A 19,606-nucleotide genomic window follows, 5' to 3' on the forward strand; every position below is an offset into this window, starting at 1 on the left:
GGCTGTCCCTGGCTCTTTTGTTTTATAAATGTAGCAAAAGCTTAATATTCCTGTATTATACAGTACACAGCGAAGTTTTAATTTTGTCAGATTAAAACTTCAGGATATGAAAAACGCATTTTTGACGGGTATTTTTCTGGTATGTGCCCAACTTTATTCTTCACAGTCTTTCGACAAACAGGCACACCGCGGTGGAAAATCTCTTTACCCCGAAAATACGATCCCGGCCATGAAGAATGCTCTGAAAATGAATATCACAACACTGGAAATGGATCTGGCTATCACCAAAGACAAAAAGGTAATTCTTTCTCATGATTCCTTCCTTTCTCCTGAATTGGTCACAAAGCCGGATGGAACCTATATTCCAAAAGACTCAGGTTTTTATTATAAAATCTACGAGATGCCTTATGCAAAGATTAAAACTTTTGATGTAGGGTTAAAGAAATTGAATAATTATCCTGATCAAAAGAAAATGAAGGCTCAAAAACCTCTCTTTTCAGACGTCATAGATGCATGCGAGTCGTATGCCCGTGAATTGAAAAGACCACTGCCTTTTTATAATATAGAAACTAAGACCCGCCCGTTCTCAGATCATATATTTCATCCCGAACCGAAAGAATTTGTTGATCTGATGATGAAGATTATCATAGAGAAAAAAATCCAGGATAGGGTCATTATTCAGTCTTTTGATCCAAGAACACTGGAGATCCTTCATAAGCAATATCCTAAAATCATGACCGCTTTGCTGGTAGAAAAAGTGGATGATAAAAAGCTGACGCAGCAGCAGGCTTATTTTAAAAATATTCCTGCAGAAAAATTTAAGATGTATCCTGACCATCTGAATGGAGTATCAGGAGATATGAAATTCCTGAGTTTTACCCCGACTATTTACAGTCCTGATCATACTCTTGTTACTCCCCAGTTAATAAAGGAATGTCATGCATTAGGGATGAAAGTGATTCCCTGGACTGTAAACTCAAAAGAGAGATTACAGGAATTAAAAGAGATGGGAATTGACGGTGTAATCAGTGATGATCCAAGAATATTTGAGTAAACATTTACATAGCTGTACTTACAATAATAAATAGCCGGAAGAAATTCTTCCAGCTATTTTATGCGTGCAGATGGCTGCACTTGGGGTTAAAAATTGGTTCTATAATTAAAATTTATAGTTCAAACCTAACTGAAATACTCTGTTGTTATTTTCAGCAGCAGGTCTGCTCTTATCGATTTTTGTCAAGCTGTTTACATATCTTGCACTGATCCCGATATTAGAAGTGATATCATACCCTAGACCAAGACCTAAACCAAAATTGAACTGGTTGATCATGTCTTTGTCGATATCTGAAGAGTGAGAACTTGAAGTGGTTGTAGTAACACCACCAGTAGTACTTGCTACTGTAGTTTCTCCTTTGTTTTTTCCATTAATGAAATAACTGAATTCAGGTCCTGCTTCAATATAAAACTTATCAGTAGGTCTCATTTGAACCATTAATGGAACTGAGATATAGTTCATGTTTACTCTACTTTGTGCTTTAGTTTTTACATTCGTTACTCCATTGTCAGTTTCTGTAGAATAAAGTACATCTTTTGCCCCCATTTGGTTGTATAATACCTCTGGTTGGAAGCTGAATTGTTTTGAGATTGGAATATTAACGAATACACCCGCGTGGAAACCTAGTTGTTGAGTGTTGATTCCGAATTTCTGTTGACTGAAGTATGCCGAGTTTCCCCCTGCTTTAATCCCGAATCTAATAGGTTGAACATCTTTTTTTAGCGGTGATGCATTTACTGTTTTTGTTTCTGTTTCCTGAGCAAAAGCCAACGTACCAGCAGTTAATGCTAATCCTAAAAATAACTTCTTCATAATTTTATTTTTTAATTTTACTATTTGTGTGTCGTATGATTTATCATCAGACTCGTATTATTTTGCAAATTGCTTGCCAAAGTTGAAAAATGCTTATTTATAGGGCTTTCCAGGTGGTTTTCAGAAAGTGTTTTTTTCAATCATTTGTCACTTTTTGATGAATAAATGGCTTGCCAAACTTAATATTTTATGAAAAAAATTCAATAGTAAAAAAACTTGATTGTTGATAATAGAAATAGTGAAAATTTAAAAACCCAAAACTGTTTTTAGAAAAATAATGAATTATCCGGATGGTTTTTAACACTAGAAATAAAAAATACCGAACTTAAAAGTCCGGTATCAATTTTGAAAATAATAAATATCTCTATTTAAACTTATAAGCTACTCCAATCTGAAGCGCATTATTTCTTACCTTATCTTCTTCTTGGTTGTATTTGTAAACTTCAGTAATACCAGCCGTAAATCTTGCTGTAACAGCAAAGTTTTGAGTAAAGTAATACCCGGCACCGATGCCTATTCCCAGGTTGAAGCGGTTAAAGAGACTTTTTGAAATGTTTTTTGAAACATGTTCAGTATGGTCAATGGTTACTGAATTTCCGGTAGTCTCGATAGTGGTTAAGTCTCCTTTTGTTTTTCCTCCTAATAAGTAACCAAATTCAGGACCTGCTTCCACATAAAGCTGAGGAAGAATATTATACTGAACCATTACAGGAAGACTAAGATAATTGAGTGTTGTACTGTAATCATAGTGCTGTGTTTTTCTATAATTACCAGAACTTGTTCTGTAGTTGTAATCTGATTTTGATCCCAGCTGGCTGAAAAGAAGTTCCGGCTGAATGCTAAATTTCGCTGAAACCGGAATATTTGCGAATACTCCTGCATGAAAACCAACTTTCATTTTTTCATTGTTATCATATTCATAGCCGTCTCCTCTGGTCAATGTTGAACCATTTAATCCTGCCTTAACTCCAAATGTAACAGGAGATGAAGGAGAAGCTGTCTGAGTTTTTTCTTGTGCGTTTGCAAAAAGAACACTTGTGAATGCAAGCGCTGCAAAGAATTTCTTCATGATTTAAAGTTTTAATTTAATTTTTCTTCATTGCGACAAAACACCTGCCACAAACAGGGAATGTGATAAAAATCATGCAGTAAGCGAAAAAGTCAGGCTTAAACAAATAAACCTGACTTTTTCTATTGAAATCAAAATGTATCTTAATTATATAAACAAAATACGTTTCAGTATTCTGCTGTGCACTCTAATGTAGTTTTCGGTAAAAAGTTTATAATGGTAATAGTTAGATTTCAGTTTTGAAATTCAATTGATTGTTCAAAAGAATCAACACTTATTTCATTGTAAAAACAGAAACCGTAAGTTGAGGATTTCCGAAATAGAGTACAATCACTACTCTGTACGCAAATTTCTTGCCAAAATAGATGTCAAATAAAAAAGCCGGATAAAATTAATCCGGCTTTGTATTGAATATAATGTTTTGCTGTCTGAAAACTGAATTCAGCTTTTAGAATTTATAAGCTAAACCTACCTGGAATACTCCGTTTCTTGAAGCATCACCAGTATTGTTTTTAGGAACATCAGATAATCCAGCGGTATATCTTACATTCACTCCGATATTTTGTGTGAAGTAATATCCAGCTCCAAGACCAATTCCGAAATCAAAAGTTTTGAAACTATCTTTAACATCTATAGATGTACCGTTAGCTTTTCCTTTAGCACTGATAAGGAAACCGAATTGAGGACCTGCTTCTACATATAAGTTAGGAATCAGGTTGTACTGTAACATTACCGGTACTGCAATATAGTCCATGTTCAATTTCACATCACTGTTAGACTTAGCTTTAGCACCCATACCACTGTATAATACTTCCGGTTGTACAGAGAAGTCCTGTGCTACTGGAATGTTTGCAAAAACACCTCCATAAAATCCCGCTTTTGAATTTAAATCACTGTTAGAAATGCTAGAAACGTTAAGACCTGCTTTTACTCCAAATCTAACTGGAGAAGATGAAGCAGTAGAAGTAGAAGTCTTCTGAGCGAAAGTGAAAGTACCTGCTACTAAGGCAAGGCCTAAAATTAACTTTTTCATAAGTTTTATATTTTAATAGTTTTTAAGTTTTATTTAACGTTTCATTAAGAAACAAACTGTGTGCCAAAGTTGATGAATGTTTTTAACTTGTTGTTTTAAAGGTATTTATTTAAGTGAACGTCTTGCTTTTGTATAAAAAATCCGGGCTCATTTTGAGCCCGGATCTACTTTAATTATAAAAACTTGTCGTAAAAAGCTGATAATGCTTTAGAATTTGTAATTTACTCCTACCTGGAATACATTGTTTTTTACAGAACCTGATCTGTCATATCCATAGTGATATCTTTGACCTTTATTTACAATATCAGATAATCCTGCAGTATATCTCACATTCACACCGATGTTTTTGGTGAAATTATAACCTGCACCCAATCCGATTCCAAAATCAAAACCTCTGGTTGCATCTTTAAGCTGTAAACTTGATACATCGTTTTTCAACCTGGCATCCGTTAAGAAACTAAATTGAGGACCTGCTTCTACATAAAAGTTAGAAAGCGGTTTGTATTGAAACATTACAGGAATCGAAACATATTCTAAATTAAGTTTTGCATTACTGCCTCCCTTTTCTTTTGCTCCCACAGTACTATACAATACTTCCGGTTGAATAGAAAAATCCTTTGATACAGGAATGTTCACAAAAACACCACCATAAAATCCCGCTTTTGAATTCATATCCATATTAGATAGGTTGGATACATTAAGTCCTGCCTTTAAACCGAATTTGATTTTAGATGAAGATGGTGCTGATGAAGCAGTTGTTTCAGTTGAAGTGGATGTGCTTTGAGCAAAAGTAAAAGTACCTGCAATAAGAGCCAGGCCTAGAAAAATCTTTTTCATAGATTAGTTTTATTTTTATGTTGTTTAACATCCGACAATCAACAAACAATATGCCGTGAATCCCATGGATAAAGAATTTATCGTTTCTTTAACAGATGCAAAAATCAACATTTTGGGAGGTATGTTTAGTCTTTTGTGAACTCAATAAAAATTTAACATAAAAAAAGACCAGATTAAAAAATTAATCTGATCTTTTCTATTGAATATAAAATTTGTTAGTGAATGTATAAGCTTATTTAAATTTATAAGCTAAACCTACCTGGAATAGGTTGTTTCTTGTAGCATCAGATCCGCTAGGTCTGTTTTTCGCTACATCTGTTAAACCTGCCACATATCTTGCAGTAAGTCCTAAGTTCGGTGTGAAGTAATATCCAGCACCAAGACCGATACCAAAGTTGAATGTGCTTAGATTGTCTTTGTAGTTATCTGTAGTAGATGACTGTCCATTAGATTCATTTTTGAACTTGTTCTTAGCACTTACCATGAAACCGAATTCTGGTCCTGCTTCTACATAAAGATCAGGGATCAAGTTATACTGGAACATTACCGGAACAGTAATATAATCTAGTTTAGTAGAAGCTGAATATTTTGTTCCTGCTAAAGTATAATCAGATTTATTACCGTATTGTGAGTATTGCACCTCCGGTTGAACACTGAATGAACTTGCTAATGGAATGTTTGCAAATACACCTGCGTTGAATCCTATTTTAGATTTCTGATCGTCTAGACCACTATCTTTTGAAAGTGAAGATACGTTCATCCCACCTTTTACCCCGAATGTTACTGGGTTAGAAGAAGATGTGTTTGTTGTCTGTTGAGCGAATGCGAATGTTCCTGCAGTTAACGCTAATCCTAAAATTAACTTTTTCATAACTTTAATTTTTTTAAATTTTACTCTTTCTTAATTTTAAATTTTACTACTTGTTCAGCTTTTCAGTTGAACGCAGAGTATCTTTCAAATTGCTTGCCAAAAATCTTTTTTATGAGTAAAATCAATAAAAAAATCACTTAGTGTTTAAGTGATTTTTTTAATATATTATTGATTAACAGTGTTTTATTTGTTTAAATAAACATTTGTTTAGAAGGCGTTTAAATTGACAATTTTGTTAAACAATACCTTTTAAAGTAGGTTTGATTTCCAGAAAATAATTAAGCATTATTCAATTTTCGGTAAAAAGATAACGACTCAAGGATGTTTTCCTGGCTGCACTGATGGTCATAGTTACAAGAACCGATTCCTGAAAGCAGGGAAAAGTTGATTTTTCGGTCTGTATTCTTTTTATCATTCAATAATAATGCGGTGATGTCTTCATCTTTAAAATCACTGATGTCAAGATATGGATAGTATCTCTGGATATTTTCAATGATTGCTTTTGCATCTTCTTCAGAAATAAGGTTCTCAAGATAAGCAAGGTGAGCTTCGGCAATCATTCCCATGGCAACTGCTTCTCCATGCAGGATGGGATTTCCCTGCTGTAAGCACAAACTTTCTACTGCATGACCTATTGTATGGCCAAAGTTCAGGGTTTTTCTAATGTTTTGTTCATGGAAATCCTGATCTACCACAGTTTGTTTAATATTCATAGAAGCTTGAATATGGGGAACTACCGTTTCAACTTCCAGTTTACGGATCTGAATCAGCTGATCCCAATGATTTTTATCAGCAATTAATCCGTGTTTCAGCATTTCAGCGAATCCACTTCTTAATTCTTTAAAAGGCAATGTTTCCAGAAATTTTGGGAAAATAAAGATCTGTTCCGGGAAAGCGAAAGTTCCCACCATATTTTTATAGTGCATCAGATCAATTCCTGTTTTTCCTCCTATAGAAGCATCACACATGGATAAAAGGGTAGTAGGGATATTGATAAACTGTATTCCTCTTTTATAGGTAGATGCAACAAATCCTCCCATATCAGTGATCACACCACCTCCAAGGTTGATAACCAATGCCTTTCTGTCTGCCTGCATCTCTGTCAAAATTTCCCAAAGCTGATTGGCAGTCTGGATATTTTTCATTTCCTCACCCGCTTCAATCTCTAAAATCTCAAAGCCAAGATCTGTTTCCATATTTCCTAAAAGAATAGGAAGGCAGTATTCATGTGTATTTTCATCTACCAGGATGAAAATTTTACTGAAAGTTTTTTCGTGAAGAAACGTATTGAGCTGAGAAAAATTATCGTTTAATATTGTTATCATCTTCGATTTTATGTAAAGTTAAAATGTAAACTATATTGCAAAGTTATGATTCTTAATTTTTAACTCGTAACTAAATTACTATCTTTGCAGAAATTTTTAGAATGAGCAGAGATAATAATAATTCAGACAGACCAAAGAGACCAAGAATTTCAACCAAGAAAAGTTCTGATGATTCTCGTGCTTCCAGATCTGGAAATTCTTCAGGATCAAAGTCTTTCAAGAAACCTTTTGCTAAAGAAGGAGGAAGAAAAGGCCCAGAACATCAAGGATCCAACTCAAGATTTGAAAAGAAACCTTTCAAAAGAAATACCGATAGTGCAGAAAACTCGAATGACGATTCTGGTTCAAAATCTGAAAGAAAACCTTATATCACGAACAAAAGTGAGGGCTATGAGAAAAAATCTTTTGGAAAACCTAAAAGAGGCGGAAGAGAATTCGATACCAGAGATAAGTATGAAAGAGGCAGCCTGAAATACGGAAGAAGACCCTCTAGCGGAGATGAAAGAAATGAAGACAAAACAAGATCTTTTGTACAGAAAAGGAGATTGAATAAAATCGAAAAAGACGTTCATAAAGACACTATCCGTCTTAACAAGTATATCGCTAATTCCGGGATCTGCAGCAGAAGAGAAGCTGATGAACTGATTACTCAGGGATTGGTGGAAGTAAACGGAAAAGTTGTCAATGAAATGGGGTACCAGGTACAGAAAACTGACAGAGTAGTTTTCGACGGACAGAATATTACTCCTGAAAAGCCTGTATATGTACTTTTAAATAAGCCGAAAGGCTATATTTCTACTACGAAAGACGATAAAGCAAGAAAAACTGTAATGGATCTTGTAGCCAATGCTTCTCCTTACAGACTTTTCCCGGTTGGAAGACTGGACCGTTCTACAACAGGAGTTATTTTGTTAACGAATGACGGACACATGACTAAAAAACTTACGCATCCATCTTTTGATGCTAAAAAGATTTATCATGTAACGCTGGATAAAAAGCTTACGGCTGAAGATCTACGTCTTATTGCTGAAGGGATCCGTCTTGATGAAGGAGTTGCTGTTGTTGATCAGATTTCATACATTGAAGGGAAACCTAAAAATGAGATCGGAATTGAGATCCATATCGGATGGAACCGTGTTGTCAGAAGAATATTCCAAAGATTAGGATATGAAGTAGAATCTTTAGACAGAGTAATGTTTTCCGGATTAACGAAGAAGAATATCAAGAGAGGACACTGGAGAATCCTTACAGAGCTGGAAGTAAACAACCTTAAAATGTTGTAATGAAAATGATAAATGATGAGTTGTGAATTTTAGATTCAGGATTCTGATTTATTTCTTTATTTTCAAACAATAATTTTAAATTGAAAAATAATAAGACGTTGATTAATTTCAGCGTCTTTTGTTTTTTAGCTCGGATCTATAGGTTCCTTAACAAGAAAAGCGCAGAAAAATCTACGCTTTTGTTTTATATGTCTATGAATGATGAAATCTCAATATTGTAAAATTTCATCATTGATAATTATCCTAGTACTGTCACACCTTTTTCGATCATTTCATAGATTGCATCTCTTGCATTATCTGGTTTTACGTTTACAGCACGTGTCCCGTTGAAATGAAGGCAGGTAACATATCCGTTGGCTACGGCATCTAAAGAGGTGAATTTAACGCAATAATCTAATGCCAATCCTACAATTTCCACCAATTGGATGTCGTGATATTTTAAGAAATCATCCAAACCGGTTTTCATAAAGTGATTATTGTCCTGGAAACCGCTATAGCTGTCAATTTCAATATTTTTACCTTTCTGTATAATATGTGTTACCTTATCTCTGTTCAGATCTTTGTGGAATTCTGCTCCAAAAGTTCCCTGAATACAGTGATCAGGCCACATAAACTGAGGAACACCATTTAAAATAATACTTTCTCCTACCTTTCTTCCATTACTGCTTGCAAAGCTTTTGTGACCTACAGGATGCCAGTCCTGCGTTAAAACCACCTGATCATATGCATTTTCCTCCATCAGAAGATTGATATATGGAATAATTTCGTTGGATCCAGGGACTGCAAGTGCTCCGCCTTCACAAAAATCATTCTGTACATCGACTATTATTAACGCTTTTTTCATATTTTGATTCTCGAATTTTTGATAAATTTACAAAACTAATCTTCAAAAATTTGTCCAAAACTGAATTATCGGACAAATCGGCAAAATAAATTTTCAGTAAAGACAGGATAAGAGAACTAGAAATTAAAATAATTGAACTTTATTGATAGAGGAGCAGCTTTCAAAGCATAAACCAAATATCAATAGCTTATCTTTGCCATAAATAAGTATTTTATGTCATTTGAGTCTTTAGGATTATCACACAATATTATTCGTTCTGTCAACAAATTGGGGTATTTGAAGCCATTTCCAATACAGGAGCAGGCGGTGCCTGTTATTTTGCAGGGGAAAGATCTGATGGGTATTGCACAGACAGGTTCCGGAAAAACGGCTTGTTTTGTGATGCCGATTTTAGAAAAATTACAGAATTCGGAAGTTAAGAAAGACCGTAATGTTCAGGTCTTAATATTGGTGCCTACCCGTGAATTGGCAATTCAGATTGATGAGGTTTTCAGAGCCTTTACAGAAAATCTTAAAAGGGAGATTCGTACGATGGCAGTTTATGGAGGGGTTTCTATTAATCCACAGATGAAAGGAATGTTCGGAGTAGAGGTTTTGATCGCAACTCCCGGGCGTTTATTGGACCTCATTGATCATAATGCATTGAGTATTTCAGGAATTCAGCACCTGGTAATTGATGAAGCAGACAAAATGTTTCAGCTAGGTTTTGGCGAAGAAATGAATAAGCTTTTTGCAATGATGCCTGTCGTGAAACAAACCACTTTGTTTTCGGCAACTTTAAATGATAAGGTTGCTGAGATGAAAGAACGTTTGTCCATTAATCCTGTCATTATTGAAATTAAGAAAGAAGAAGTTGAAATTGATAATATAGAGCAGCTGGCTTATCATGTTTCTCCTGAAAATAAAGGTCCTTTTTTACGCTATCTGATTAAAGAAAAGAAAGTTGAAAAAGCATTGATTTTTGTTTCGTCTACAAGATCTGCAGATAACTTGGTAGAAAAGCTTAAAAAGAATAAAATTAAAGCCGTAGCCATCCACAGTCAGAAATCTCAGGGTGCCCGTAGAAATAACCTTGAAGAATTCAAAGTAAACGGAGCTCAGATTTTGGTTGCTACAGACTTAATAGGGCGTGGAATTCACATCGAATCATTACCATGTGTCATCAATTACGAATTGCCGCGTTCGCCTTTAGATTATATTCACCGTATTGGTAGAACAGGGCGTGCCAATGAAAAAGGAACGGCTATTAGCATTCTGACTGATGATGAACTGCAGCATTTCAGAGTCATTCAAAAGAAAATGGGTAAAAAAGTTACTCTGCAAAGAACAGAAGGTATTGATTTACACGGGTATTAATATCTGATTTAAAATATAGAAGGCTTCAGTTGTAAAGATTGAAGCCTTTATTATTTTCTGCCCTGTAAATTGTTATAGGTACAATTAATACTTTCTTCACCTTAGATTCTTGAATTTTTGATAAATTTACACACGCTGATATTTACAAATCGTCCAAAAAGTTATAATCGGACGAATCGGCAGTATTAAAAAAAATAAAACCTTGAGCAATGAGTGATTTAGAGAAAAAAAAGTTTCCGATAGGACCGTTTGAAGCTCCCGAGAACATCTGTGACACCACGTTGGATACTTACATCAAAGTGATCAAAGATTTTCCCGGCAGACTAAAAAACCTCATTGAGCATTTTACAGACGATCAGCTGGACACTCCTTACAGGGAAGGAGGATGGACTGTTAGGCAGCTTGTGAACCATCTTTCAGACAGTCACATGAACAGTTTTATCCGTTTTAAACTGGCTCTTACGGAAGATAATCCTACCATAAAACCTTATGATGAGGCTAAATGGGCAGAGCTTCAGGACAGCTATCATATGCCTGTAAAACCGGCCATGAGAATGCTGAAAGGAACTCATCAAAGATGGGTTGTACTCCTTAAAAGTCTTACAAATAAACAATTTGAAAGAACATTTCATCACCCTGAGCACAACAAAAATTATAATTTAAGAGAGAGTCTTGCTTTATATGTCTGGCACTGTAATCACCATTTTGCTCATATTGAAAATCTGAAGAACGAAAAAGGTTGGTAAGAAAGCAACTTAATAATCCAATATGTTATAAGGAGATTGTAAACAGAATTTCCAAGTTATCTGAAAAATCCCAAGGAAAATGGGGTAAAATGGACGCGTCCCAAATGCTAAAGCATTGTGACCTAGTTCTTCAGGTAGCTTTGAAAAAAGTAGACCTTCCCCGGATCAATGTCCTGTTTGAGACAATAGGAGTCTTTACAAAAGTAGAAATGTATGTTTTCAATAATGGAATTCCAAGAAACATGCCTACTTTTCAAAAACTAATCGTTAATTTTGAGTGTGATTTTGATGAATCAAAAACCAATCTACTGAAAACGCTGGAGGAGTTTCGGGAGGCTTGTGCAAAAAGCAACCTGCCCAACCGTCACAGATTATTCGGAAATATGACTGAAAAAGACTGGGAATTTTTAGAATACAAACATCTTGATCATCATTTAAAACAATTTAGTGTATGAGTTTTTTTGATAAAATATTCGGTGGAAAGAGCGAAACCCCTGATCAGAAATCGTTCTGGAAAAAGATAGAATCTGAAGAAGATCTGAAAAAAGCTATAGAAGATTCTTTTCAGAATAAAATAGCAATATTTAAACATTCGACAAGCTGTTTCATCAGCAAGACTGTACTGAAAAACTTTGAAAGAGAAGTTGAACATTCAGATAAGCCGGTTAGTTTATATTATTTGGATTTGCTGGCCAACAGGGCTATTTCAAGTAAAATAGCGGTAGAGCTTGGGGTACGGCATGAAAGTCCGCAGCTGATCGTTATAGAGAATGGGAAGCCTATCAATAATGCATCACATCAGGATATTTCTTTAAGCCAGATTGTATCATGAAGAATATAAATAATTATCTAGCCAAGGTTTTAAATGTTCCTCTTCAGAACGTTAATACCTGTAGTCTGCATTATGAAGTAAAGAAGATCCCTAAAAATCAGTTTCTTCTTCAGTACGGTGAGATATGCCGTCATATATTCTTTGTAGAAAAAGGACTGATAAAGATGTATTCCATTGATAAAAACGGAAAGGAACATATTATACAGTTTGCTCCGGAAAGCTGGCTGATTTCTGACCGAAGCAGTCTTTATTTCAATGAAAAATCCATTTATTATATAGAAGCGGTGGAAGATTCGGAAGTGCTGTTTCTGCATCCTGATTTCTTCAACAAATTGGTAGAGCAGTTCCCCAACAGTATTGAAAGAAGTGATTTTCTCCTTCAGAAGCATATCAGAAGCCTTCAGAACAGAATCAATTCATTACTGGGAGAGACTGCGGAAGAAAGGTATATGAAGTTCATCAAAATGTATCCGGATTTGCTCTTGAGAGTTCCGCAATGGATGATCGCTTCTTACCTTGGGATTACTCCTGAAAGTCTGAGCCGTGTAAGAAAAGAACTGGCGAGAAAAAATTTCGTTCCGGATAACAAATAGAAAAGGCCGGAAGAGGGAAGAGGGTGCTTGAAGTTCTAGTGAACACAAAAGAACTTAGGGAGCTATTAAGACATTATCAATAAGAATTGATATAATTTAAGACACAATAACTTCCGTCTTCCAGCCTCTATCTTCCTTATTTCAAATAAATTTTTTTTGCAAGATTTCCGACCTGTCTGAGTTTTGTCTGTGTATTTTCCGTCCAGGGAAGCCCTATACAAAGCCTCATACAGTTTTCAAACTGCTCCTGAAAGGTAAACATTCTTCCGGGAGCTATACTTATATTTTGTTTGATGGCCAGATCGTATAACTCCGTTGTGCGTATCTTCTTGTCAAACTCTACCCATAATGATAATCCTCCCTGCGGACGGCTGGTTTTGGTACCTTCCGGGAACGATTCTGCAATGGTCTGAACATAGTTCTGGTAATTGAACTGTAATGTTCTGCGAAGCTGCTGGAGGTGTTTTTCATATTTTCCGGATTTCAGAAAGTTGGCCACTGCTTCATTCACAATTGAAATAGATGAAGTGGAGTGCAGGAGTTTAAGTTTCATGATTTTATCTTTATATCTTCCCGGAGCAATCCATCCCACACGATATCCCGGTGCCAGTGTTTTTGAAATAGAACTGCAATACAGTACACTTCCGTCTTTATCGAAAGATTTACAGCATTTTGGACGTGTAGATCCGAAATAAAGATCTCCATAGACATCATCTTCAATCAATGGAATGTTGTTTTCAGAAAGTATTCTTACAATTTCCTTTTTGTTTTCATCCGGCATACAGCTTCCCAAAGGAGAGTTGAAATTGGGAATAAGCAGACACATATTTATTTTGGGAATTACCTTCTTCAAAGCCTCAATTTCTATTCCGGTAGTGGGATGAGTAGGAAGTTCCAGGACTTTTAAGCCCAATCCGTTGGCCAGCTGTAGAATTCCGGGATAACAAGGACTTTCAATTGCAATCGTATCACCAGGCTTTCCCAGCGCCATTAAGCAGAAAGATAAAGCATTCATCCCGCCATTGGTTGTGATCAGATCATTTTCACTCAAATTTCCGCCCCATTGTAAAGAACGTATGGCGATCATTCTCCTGAGCTTTAGATTTCCCTGAAGTTCTTCGTATTCGGTGCCTCCTTCTTTTAATTCCCGGATGGCATTTACAATTTCTTTTTTCAGCTTTGCCTGAGGCAGCAGATCTCCCGACGGAATACCAATTGAGAAAAAAGTAAGGTCTTTTTTACCCATATTTTCATATACTTTACTGATCAGCTCATCCGGTTCATCATTATTGGCTATCAATGACGGACGGCTCACTTCCGGTAAAGGAAGTTTTGCAGAGAGCAACTGGCTTACAAAATAACCAGACTGTGGTTTTGATTCTACCAAAGACTGAGATTCCAGCTCCAGAAAAACACGCTTGGCTGTATTCATACTTACCTGATGTTCCTGGCATAGCATTCTTACCGAAGGAAGCTTATCTCCTGCTTTTAAAATGCCATTTCTGATCTGTCCTGCAATTCCGTCTGCAATTTCTGTATATAAAAATTCTTTACTCATACGTTCAACTGTGTTCATGCAAATATACAAAACTGAGACTGTGTTTATCAAATTATCCTTTCTAATTTTGAACCATCAATTAAAACCTTTCTTAAAATGATGACAAATACAATTTCAAAAGACCAGGCAGTAAGCGGCTGGATAAATGGTTTCATAGGGGTATTGCTTTTTAGCGGTTCCATGCCTGCTACAAAATTAGCTGTCATGGAGATGGATCCTATATTTGTGACCATTGCACGGGCAGTGATTGCAGGAATACTGGCTCTTTCTGTTTTACTGATTTATAAAGAGAAGCGTCCTGCAAAGAATCAGATCTTTTCCTTAGTCCTTGTAGCGATTGGCTGTGTGATAGGGTTTCCGTTACTTTCTTCTTTGGCATTACAATATCTGACTTCTGCTCATTCTATTGTATTTTTGGGAATGCTGCCTTTAGCGACCGCTATTTTTGGCGTGTTCCGTGGAGGAGAAAGACCGCATCCTATATTTTGGCTCTTTTCCATAATTGGTAGCGTTTTGGTGATTGGTTATGCTTTTTCTCAGGGAATTTCGGCTTCTCCGATCGGCGATATTCTGATGCTGCTGGCTGTTATTTTATGTGGTCTTGGCTACGCTGAAGGAGCGAAGCTGTCAAAGACTTTAGGCGGATGGCAGGTCATTTCATGGGCTCTGGTTTTATCTTTACCTATCATGCTGCCGTTATTTTTTATTTATTTTCCTACAAACCTGGAAGCAGTAAGCTTTAAAGGCTGGTTCGGATTGGGATATATCTCATTATTCAGCATGTTTATTGGTTTTATATTCTGGTATAAAGGCCTGGCGCAGGGAGGGATTACTTCAGTGGGACAGCTGCAGCTGCTTCAGCCATTCTTTGGTCTTGCTTTAGCAGCTTATTTTTTACATGAGCCTGTAAGTATGGGAATGCTGGGAGTTACAGTAGGAGTGATCTTGTGTGTTGCCGGAACCAAAAAATTTGCGAAATAATTAGATGCAATACCCAATTTATCCCTAGGCATAAGGATTTGGGACTTTCAAAAAAGTATTGATGTCATCCGGACCTCTACATAAAATACAAAAAAAATAACAATTTTTTCTGTTATTCCTTTTAAAACCCCGTTTCACTGAGTGAAAACGGGGTTTATTGTCTTATTTTATTACAAATAATTAAAACTGTTACCTCTGAAAATGTGGTATCAGAAATGTAAATTAATTTAAGTTTTAATGTAAATAAATAGTCAATAAGTCAAAAATTAATCAAATATATCAATGATTTTAACTTTTTTTAACTTTATAGATAATGATTAAGGTGTGGTTTTTGCATGTATACCAGAATCAGTTCCCAATGATATTTTTACTAAGACTAAGAAGAGGATAAGAAGAAAACAACGCCAAAAAACAATTATTATGGTTATCGACGAAAATATTTTGATTTCAGCGGGAGCAGAAACGAGACATTATACCCCTTCAGAAATGATTTTCTGTGAAGGAGATATTCCCAATTATTATTACCAGATTAGTAAAGGAGAAGTGAAACTGAACAATTACAATGAGGAAGGAAGAGAATTTATTCAAAACATTTTATCCGATGGGGAAAGCTGTGGAGAATCTATTCTTTTTATAAAAAAGCCTTATCCTATGAATGCTGAAGCCATTACGGAATGCAGGGTTTTAAGGCTCCATAAGTCTGTTTTTTTTAATTTACTGAGTGAATCTCCGGAATTATGCATGGAAGTGAGCAGTTACCTTTCAGAACGTCTGTATTATAAGTTTATCATGATGCAGAACCTTTCCTCACAAAATCCATCTATAAGACTGAAAGGATTGATGGACTATCTTAAAAGTTTTCAAAAGGATGTATCTCCTTACTCTTTTTTGGTTCCCCTGACACGACAGCAGATGGCAAGTCTTACAGGGCTTTGCGTAGAAACTGCCATAAGAACGATCAAACATATGGAAAGAGATAAAATCTTGAGAATTGAAAACCGCAAAATTTTATATTAACCCTATTTAAGATATTATTTTATTTAAATCTTTATAAAACTATGAAAACAATAAGCTGCATGAACATTGATGAAAATCTGCTGTATTCCTTTGGTGCAGAAGATAGGGATTTGAAAAAACGGGATATGGTTTTTAAAGAAGGAGATCACGCACTTTATTATTTTCAGATCGGTGAGGGGAAAGTAAAGCTTAATAATTATAATGAGGATGGGAAAGAGTTTATTCATAATATTCTAGGTAAAAAACAGAGTTTTGGAGAAGCGATGCTTTTCCTCAATCAGGACTATCCGATCAATGCGGTATGTCTTGAGGGAGCCAGAATTATAAGACTCCCCAAAAATAATTTCTTTGAAATGCTCAGCCAGAATCACGATCTTTCTCTGGAAATGAATGCCTGTCTTTCTCAGGAAGTTTTTTATAAACTAAAAATGATGCAGAGTATGGCATCTCAAAATCCAGTGCAAAGATTGAGAGCCTTATTAGATTATCTTAAGAGCTATCATGATGAAGACTGCCATCAGTGTTTTCATATTGCATTTACCAGACAGCAGATTGCAAATCTTGTAGGTCTCCGGGTAGAAACGGTCATCAGAACTTTAAAGAAGATGGAAAAAGAGGGTAATATCACTTTAAAAGACCGAAAGATTTTATATTAATATCGGTTTTCATGACTCAAATCATAAAAAAGTGAATTATTATAACCTACATTTGAAATAATAATTTTCAACACAATTTTTAAGATCTTAAATAAGAGAAATATAAAGTTGTTCACCCTTTGTCCATTTTTAAAATTGCTGTCAAATGCCATGTATGGGCTGTAATAATCAATAATATAAATTCATATTATGGCTGATAAAACCACAGAATCCAATACCACTGCCTCCACAGCTGTAAAAACGGAACGAGATCATGCTGCTGTAAAGGAGGATGAGATGAAAAACGCTTTGCTTTACCCATTTTTTATAAGTGCTCTTAAAGATATTCATAAGGCTGAGAGTCCGAATTGGCAACCTGGGGAGACGACTGAAGCATCCATCAATTTTGATGAGGATAAGGAAGATTAAATGAATACAGTAAGCTTTATAATTATTTTATAGGTCTTGCTTTAACCCCTGAAATCAAAATATATGGACTCTCATAAAATAATAAATACCTTAAGGCACAAAGAATTCATAAAAGTAGTTCATAAAGGAAATTGCTTTGAAGATGGAGCAGCAGTCTATGCTAAAGAGATCAGCGAAAATATTTTTCTTCTATTCATTATCCTGAAAGATATTGATATTGAAAATATACAGGCATTGATTGCTCATTTTGACTGCTTCAACAGTATTGGATTAAAAGAACCGGAACAGATCATGTTTCATCTGTCTATTAAAGATAAAAGTGATCTCCATTATTTTGAGCAGTATTTAGAAGCTTCTAATAACTAATACCATTTTTTGAATATGATATTTGAGAACGACACTTTACAACATTCCGGGCTGAATGATAAAAATAATGAGATAGAGAATGAATCTTTATTTCCGCCTATCATCAATTCTTACGGAGTGACTGCTTTTCTGATCAAGTCTTTGGAAAAGATTAAAAATAATGCAAAATGTGAGATTCTGAAAGGAGTAATAGACACTTATATGGAAGAATATATCCTTCATATCCGTGAATTTCACACCAAGAATACAATAGAAACCCATGATTTGGATGCTGAAATAAGATTTGAATCTCCATCTTTTACTTTGTACGCCAAAACAGCTTACTATAAGGTTTTAAAAGAAGAAGAATATATCAGCAGATTTCTTGACATTCTGGAGAATAATAAAACCAACTAGTCCTCGGACTTTTTATTTAATTGCCTTTGACAAAGATTTAATAACAATACGAACACCTTCACATCATTTAAATATTTTAATCATAAAAGCTGCTGTTTTTAACCATTCAGTGGCTTTTTGATCCTCTTATTTAATGTTTTATCCCATCATTCAAAATATTTTATTATGGAATTTCAAAAAAACCTTCTTGATTATATAAGCCAGTCTCTGTTAACTACTGATGAAACTATTTCTATCGCTGAAAGTGTTACTTCAGGGTGCTTGCAGTTGGCTTTTTCACAGATGCCTAATGCCTCTTTATTTTACAAAGGAGGAATAACAACCTATTCTTTAGAGGAAAAAGTAAAATTATTAAAGGTCAGCAGACCGGAAGCCGAAGAATGTGATTGTGTATCAGAAAATATTGCCCAAACAATGGCATTAAACGTTGCAAAGCTTTTTGAATCTGACTGGTCTATTGCGACAACCGGATATTGTACACCGATCCGGGATTCAGGACATAAAATTTTTGCTTATTTCTCCTTCTCTTATAAAGGGGAGATTATTCTGAATAAAAAACTGGAACTGCACCCCAAAACCCAGGCCTTAAACGCTCAGCTGTATTACACGGAATTTATTCTGGGATGCTTTAAGAGTGAGCTTAACGGGCTTTTAATTTTAAAATAAATACACACTTTCAGTTGTATGCTGACTGTATTTAAGATTTAATTTTTGTTGAGTTTTGGCTTGGTCTGCATGATCGCGAAGTAAGATGACGTAAATGCAGAGAGACTTTGATATCCTACTTTATAAGCAACTTCACTCAAAGTATATTGCTTCGTGTCAATCAGTTCAATGCTTTTTAAAATTCTTGTCAGCTGCAGGTATTTTTGTAAAGTAATTCCCGTTTCATTTTTAAAAATTCTTTGGAGACTTCTTACAGACATTTGTGCTTTTTCAGCTAAGGAATCAATATCCAGATTGTATCTGAAATTGGAATTGATATCATTACACACAGGAATCAGTCTTACATCCGTAGGAACAGGAATTTCCAGTCCGCTGCTTTCTCTGCAGAAATTGGGAAGACTTTTTAAAATAGCTTTAAAAAAGATATCCTGTTCTTCATTTTCATCCAATGATTGGTTCCATTTTGAAGCATACAACAGCATTTCCTTTAAAACCGGCGGAACGGCAAATACCTGAACATTCTTATAAAATTCATCTTCAAAGACAGATTTGAAAAGGAATACCATCAAATTCACCGTCTGGGCTTCAGAAGTGATTTTGTGGGCTTTTTCTGAAGGAATCCAGATGACATGATGCTGTGGGACAAGATAGATTTTCCTGTCGATATGAAAATACTGGTATCCTTCTTCCACAAAAGTTAGCTGGGCACGGTTGTGTTTATGCTCATAATCATCATGTTTCCAATCTTTTTCACACCACACGTAAGCTTCTTTTTCGATGGAATCTACAAATTGGCTTTCCGTTTTTTCAATCAGTCCACATTTCATGTTGTCGTTTTGTATGTATATTTTGGCAAATTTAATAAAAACGCCAGTAGTATTTTTGTACTATCAATTATATCA

23 protein-coding genes are annotated in these 19,606 nt (G+C 35.3%); 14 read left to right on the forward strand and 9 right to left on the reverse strand.

All coding sequences use genetic code 11. The annotated features are described in order from the left end of the window. Nucleotides 1-106 precede the first annotated feature (106 nt). On the forward strand, nt 107-1,054 hold the full coding sequence (locus DBR39_RS05835) for a glycerophosphodiester phosphodiesterase family protein (protein WP_124531306.1): 948 nt from the start codon (nt 107-109) through the stop codon (nt 1,052-1,054). Nucleotides 1,055-1,159: 105 nt separating this feature from the next. Here DBR39_RS05835 and DBR39_RS05840 read toward each other — a convergent pair whose 3' ends face one another. From DBR39_RS05840 to aroB, 6 genes are all read right to left on the reverse strand, one after another. Next, entirely contained in the window at nt 1,160-1,867 is a 708-nt protein-coding gene (locus DBR39_RS05840; protein WP_124531308.1) for a porin family protein, read from the reverse strand. A 364-nt stretch (nt 1,868-2,231) separates the two neighbouring features. Next, a complete protein-coding gene (locus tag DBR39_RS05845) occupies nt 2,232-2,936 on the reverse strand; it encodes a porin family protein (protein WP_103233781.1) in 705 nt (234 codons plus the stop codon). Between the two features lie 448 nt (nt 2,937-3,384). Further along, nucleotides 3,385-3,969: a porin family protein gene (locus tag DBR39_RS05850; protein WP_124531310.1), complete on the reverse strand. Its 585-nt coding sequence runs from the start codon at nt 3,967-3,969 to the stop codon at nt 3,385-3,387. Between the two features lie 207 nt (nt 3,970-4,176). Continuing rightward, nucleotides 4,177-4,806, reverse strand: a complete 630-nt coding sequence (locus DBR39_RS05855) for a porin family protein (protein ID WP_124531312.1) — start codon at nt 4,804-4,806, stop codon at nt 4,177-4,179. A 232-nt stretch (nt 4,807-5,038) separates the two neighbouring features. Next, nucleotides 5,039-5,677 carry a porin family protein gene (locus tag DBR39_RS05860; protein ID WP_124531314.1) on the reverse strand — a complete coding sequence of 213 codons (639 nt, stop codon included), beginning with the start codon at nt 5,675-5,677 and terminating at the stop codon, nt 5,039-5,041. 278 nt (nt 5,678-5,955) lie between these two features. Then, nucleotides 5,956-7,002 (reverse strand): 3-dehydroquinate synthase, encoded by a 1,047-nt coding sequence (gene aroB, locus DBR39_RS05865; RefSeq protein ID WP_124531316.1) that lies wholly within the window; start codon nt 7,000-7,002, stop codon nt 5,956-5,958. Nucleotides 7,003-7,103: 101 nt separating this feature from the next. Here aroB and DBR39_RS05870 point away from each other — a divergent pair, with 101 nt between their 5' ends. Next, on the forward strand, nt 7,104-8,285 hold the full coding sequence (locus tag DBR39_RS05870) for a pseudouridine synthase (protein WP_124531318.1): 1,182 nt from the start codon (nt 7,104-7,106) through the stop codon (nt 8,283-8,285). A gap of 238 nt (nt 8,286-8,523) precedes the next feature. On the opposite strand, the gene pncA is transcribed toward DBR39_RS05870, so the two are convergent. Beyond that, complete coding sequence (pncA, locus tag DBR39_RS05875; protein ID WP_124531320.1) at nt 8,524-9,129, reverse strand: bifunctional nicotinamidase/pyrazinamidase; 606 nt, start codon at nt 9,127-9,129, stop codon at nt 8,524-8,526. A 213-nt stretch (nt 9,130-9,342) separates the two neighbouring features. Between pncA and DBR39_RS05880 the strand changes: the two genes are divergently transcribed. From DBR39_RS05880 to DBR39_RS05900, 5 genes are all read left to right on the forward strand, one after another. After that, nucleotides 9,343-10,485 (forward strand): DEAD/DEAH box helicase, encoded by a 1,143-nt coding sequence (locus DBR39_RS05880; protein ID WP_124531322.1) that lies wholly within the window; start codon nt 9,343-9,345, stop codon nt 10,483-10,485. 209 nt (nt 10,486-10,694) lie between these two features. Continuing rightward, nucleotides 10,695-11,231 (forward strand): YfiT family bacillithiol transferase, encoded by a 537-nt coding sequence (locus DBR39_RS05885; RefSeq protein ID WP_124531324.1) that lies wholly within the window; start codon nt 10,695-10,697, stop codon nt 11,229-11,231. Continuing rightward, nucleotides 11,225-11,686 (forward strand): DUF1569 domain-containing protein, encoded by a 462-nt coding sequence (locus DBR39_RS05890; protein WP_228447773.1) that lies wholly within the window; start codon nt 11,225-11,227, stop codon nt 11,684-11,686. Before DBR39_RS05885 ends, DBR39_RS05890 begins: the two co-directional genes overlap by 7 nt. Further along, complete coding sequence (gene ytxJ / locus DBR39_RS05895; RefSeq protein WP_124531326.1) at nt 11,683-12,063, forward strand: bacillithiol system redox-active protein YtxJ; 381 nt, start codon at nt 11,683-11,685, stop codon at nt 12,061-12,063. Before DBR39_RS05890 ends, ytxJ begins: the two co-directional genes overlap by 4 nt. Beyond that, nucleotides 12,060-12,656: a Crp/Fnr family transcriptional regulator gene (locus DBR39_RS05900; protein ID WP_089691886.1), complete on the forward strand. Its 597-nt coding sequence runs from the start codon at nt 12,060-12,062 to the stop codon at nt 12,654-12,656. Before ytxJ ends, DBR39_RS05900 begins: the two co-directional genes overlap by 4 nt. Nucleotides 12,657-12,792: 136 nt before the next feature. Here the strand turns inward: DBR39_RS05900 and DBR39_RS05905 are convergent, their stop codons facing one another. Next, nucleotides 12,793-14,214 carry a PLP-dependent aminotransferase family protein gene (locus DBR39_RS05905; RefSeq protein ID WP_124531328.1) on the reverse strand — a complete coding sequence of 474 codons (1,422 nt, stop codon included), beginning with the start codon at nt 14,212-14,214 and terminating at the stop codon, nt 12,793-12,795. Nucleotides 14,215-14,310: 96 nt separating this feature from the next. On the opposite strand from DBR39_RS05905, the gene DBR39_RS05910 reads away from it, so the two are divergent. The 7 genes from DBR39_RS05910 to DBR39_RS05940 all read left to right on the forward strand — a co-directional run bounded on the left by DBR39_RS05910 (nt 14,311) and on the right by DBR39_RS05940 (nt 18,704). After that, nucleotides 14,311-15,195 (forward strand): DMT family transporter, encoded by an 885-nt coding sequence (locus DBR39_RS05910; RefSeq protein WP_124531330.1) that lies wholly within the window; start codon nt 14,311-14,313, stop codon nt 15,193-15,195. Between the two features lie 420 nt (nt 15,196-15,615). Continuing rightward, nucleotides 15,616-16,212, forward strand: coding sequence for a Crp/Fnr family transcriptional regulator (locus tag DBR39_RS05915; protein WP_124531332.1), 597 nt, complete (start codon nt 15,616-15,618; stop codon nt 16,210-16,212). A 41-nt stretch (nt 16,213-16,253) separates the two neighbouring features. Next, nucleotides 16,254-16,868, forward strand: a complete 615-nt coding sequence (locus DBR39_RS05920; protein WP_228447774.1) for a Crp/Fnr family transcriptional regulator — start codon at nt 16,254-16,256, stop codon at nt 16,866-16,868. A gap of 189 nt (nt 16,869-17,057) precedes the next feature. Further along, a complete protein-coding gene (locus DBR39_RS05925) occupies nt 17,058-17,276 on the forward strand; it encodes a hypothetical protein (protein ID WP_124531334.1) in 219 nt (72 codons plus the stop codon). A 63-nt stretch (nt 17,277-17,339) separates the two neighbouring features. Beyond that, a complete protein-coding gene (locus tag DBR39_RS05930) occupies nt 17,340-17,642 on the forward strand; it encodes a hypothetical protein (protein ID WP_124531336.1) in 303 nt (100 codons plus the stop codon). Between the two features lie 15 nt (nt 17,643-17,657). Next, a complete protein-coding gene (locus DBR39_RS05935) occupies nt 17,658-18,038 on the forward strand; it encodes a hypothetical protein (protein WP_124531338.1) in 381 nt (126 codons plus the stop codon). Between the two features lie 165 nt (nt 18,039-18,203). Further along, nucleotides 18,204-18,704: a CinA family protein gene (locus tag DBR39_RS05940; protein ID WP_124531339.1), complete on the forward strand. Its 501-nt coding sequence runs from the start codon at nt 18,204-18,206 to the stop codon at nt 18,702-18,704. Between the two features lie 38 nt (nt 18,705-18,742). Here DBR39_RS05940 and DBR39_RS05945 read toward each other — a convergent pair whose 3' ends face one another. Beyond that, entirely contained in the window at nt 18,743-19,531 is a 789-nt protein-coding gene (locus DBR39_RS05945; protein WP_228447775.1) for an AraC family transcriptional regulator, read from the reverse strand. Nucleotides 19,532-19,606: the final 75 nt, after the last annotated feature.

The sequence above is a fragment of the Chryseobacterium sp. KBW03 genome, assembly GCF_003852415.1.
Taxonomy (GTDB): domain Bacteria; phylum Bacteroidota; class Bacteroidia; order Flavobacteriales; family Weeksellaceae; genus Chryseobacterium; species Chryseobacterium viscerum.